Below are 2,172 nucleotides of genomic sequence, written 5' to 3'. Positions count from 1 at the left end.
AAGACTGTAGGCAAACTCAAAATTCATTGAGTTTGTCTACAGTCTGAAACCTTGATAGAAATTTATCTATCAAGGTTTTTTTATTGCTCATTAGAAACGAAGGCAGATTTTTTTATCAGTTCTTCAAAGTTGTATTATACTCTTCAACCTCAAAATCTTTCTACAGTGGGACACAGATAATTTAGTACTTTGTTTCGCACTTAACAAAAATAATCACCATTACCAGAATCAAACCTTCATCCCAGTTACGATCCTTATCTCATATCAAAAACTAATATTATTAAATCACTTCCAATACTTTTTACAGTTGATGCATTTAAAATCCCTGGTAAACACATCTGTTAACCTAAAAGATTAGGAAATTCAATTGGTAATTTCCATGCAAAATCATTCGCTTTTAGGTTGATGATGACGAATTAAATTCCAAATCCCATATGGGTTAAAAAATAAATCATCTTCTTCAAACATTGTACATTTTTCTTTTTTTAATAAAAATATAGGAGAATTTAAATCTAAGCTAAACGTTTCCCCATCATTGATTTTCGGTTTTTCTATAATGCTGTATATACAAAATACCTTAAACAACTGCTCAATCTCCGCAGCTGCCATTCCTACTGTTGTTGTAAGAACATCAGGGTATCCAAAACTATGCATACCAGTAGTGTAAAAAATATTGTTGTCACGGGACATTTGAATAAAAGCAGTGAATACTTTTGTAATCTCTTTACTATTTATTATGTCCAGCCAATCTTTTTTTGTACAAGCTCTTCCAGAAGATTCAACATTTACCGCTATCCCACCTGCGTGTAGTACTGCACTTGCAACTTCCATGATTCTTAATACATTTTCTAAAGTACCTCCATCACTAATAATATACACAATGCTGTTATGCTTTTTTAGATTATTTACATCATCTTTACTAAATGACCCATTCCCAGCTATTTCGAAAGCCTCTGCAACATACTGATTATAATCACTAATGTCGATTTCAAAGAATTCTTCAGGTTTCTCAAAGTTTCCAATATGGTTACCCAAATATATATAACCGTTGCCTTTTCTAATCATAGCTTCTTTAAATTCATTTCTGGTTTTCCAAAATCCAGGTATACCCAAAACAATTTTTGGTAAATCCATTATAATATCACCCAGTATCCTAAATATTATTTAAACTTTTCTATGTTAAGTTAACTTTTCTAAAATTGAATTAACCTTCTCTGAATATAAGTCTGGTTCTTCCTCTTTAATCTCAATAAGTATTCCTTTAATCATATCTTTTGTAGGACCATTTACATTCCCTAATACATTGATATATGGTATTATTAAATTTTCTGAGTTTAAAAGTGTCCGATGTATTCTCTCAACCCAAAATTCTGCATGAGGCAACATTTTAGGTATACTACTAGCAAGTTTATAAAACCCTTCTTCCCTCCCAGAATTTTCGATAATATAAAATATTGTTTCAATAAGATAATCACCTGCCGAAGGTTCTGCAATGTCATCCTCAAAAATGGTACAAAGATCAGGAATTAAATCATACGTCCCTTTATATGATAATTCATTAAGAATATTTTCAAACTCTTCAATATTGTCACCTTCATTTTCGAGAAAACGCATTTTGTGTAAAATGGAAATACGATCTTTAAAATTCATTATAACTTACTCCTTTGCTACTTTGGTTTTTCAAAAATTTTCACATTCTTGTGCTTATATTCTTCATAATAATCGATATATTCTTTCAACTTTTCTTTATTTTCTTTACTATATAATCCATCTTCTTTAAGAATTCTTCTTAAATCATTTACATCAAATGCTAGAGCATCTCGTGGCTTCAAAGACATATAAAGATCAAAATCTTCTGGTCTTGTTCTTTGATTCAATCCATATGTAAAGGTTCTCCTATGCCTTCCCCCTTAACCTGGATGCGGATGTTCTAAGAACATTGCATAACTTTCTTTAGTTTTAATACCAAACTCTTCTTGCATATATTTATTAGAAGGCATATGGTGACCTGTTATATTGTCACCTGTTTTATTAGGAAGTTTGCCAAAATGCCCGTGTTTTAACTCATTCGAAAGTAATTCATCGCTAGTTTGTGGTATATTTTGCTTCTTATCCTCTACGAATTTTTTATATCGTTCTTTAATCCGTTCTTTCATTTTATCATAATCAACT

The 2,172-nt window shown here is 30.7% G+C and carries 4 protein-coding genes; all 4 read right to left on the bottom strand.

The annotated features are described in order from the left end of the window. Positions 1 to 387 precede the first annotated feature (387 nt). Positions 388 to 1,134: a DUF4261 domain-containing protein gene (locus tag CD31_RS00360; RefSeq protein WP_036074839.1), complete on the bottom strand. Its 747-nt coding sequence runs from the start codon at positions 1,132 to 1,134 to the stop codon at positions 388 to 390. Between the two features lie 45 nt (positions 1,135 to 1,179). Further along, positions 1,180 to 1,650, bottom strand: coding sequence for an Imm30 family immunity protein (locus CD31_RS00355; protein ID WP_036074837.1), 471 nt, complete (start codon positions 1,648 to 1,650; stop codon positions 1,180 to 1,182). A 17-nt stretch (positions 1,651 to 1,667) separates the two neighbouring features. Next, complete coding sequence (locus CD31_RS00350) at positions 1,668 to 1,877, bottom strand: hypothetical protein (RefSeq protein WP_036074836.1); 210 nt, start codon at positions 1,875 to 1,877, stop codon at positions 1,668 to 1,670. A gap of 33 nt (positions 1,878 to 1,910) precedes the next feature. After that, positions 1,911 to 2,172: hypothetical protein (locus CD31_RS23420; RefSeq protein ID WP_036074833.1), on the bottom strand; the 262-nt coding region annotated here is incomplete at its 5' end.

The organism is Lysinibacillus boronitolerans JCM 21713 = 10a = NBRC 103108 (assembly GCF_000772935.1).
GTDB lineage: Bacteria > Bacillota > Bacilli > Bacillales_A > Planococcaceae > Lysinibacillus > Lysinibacillus boronitolerans.
This window is presented reverse-complemented; position numbering and strand designations above follow the sequence as displayed.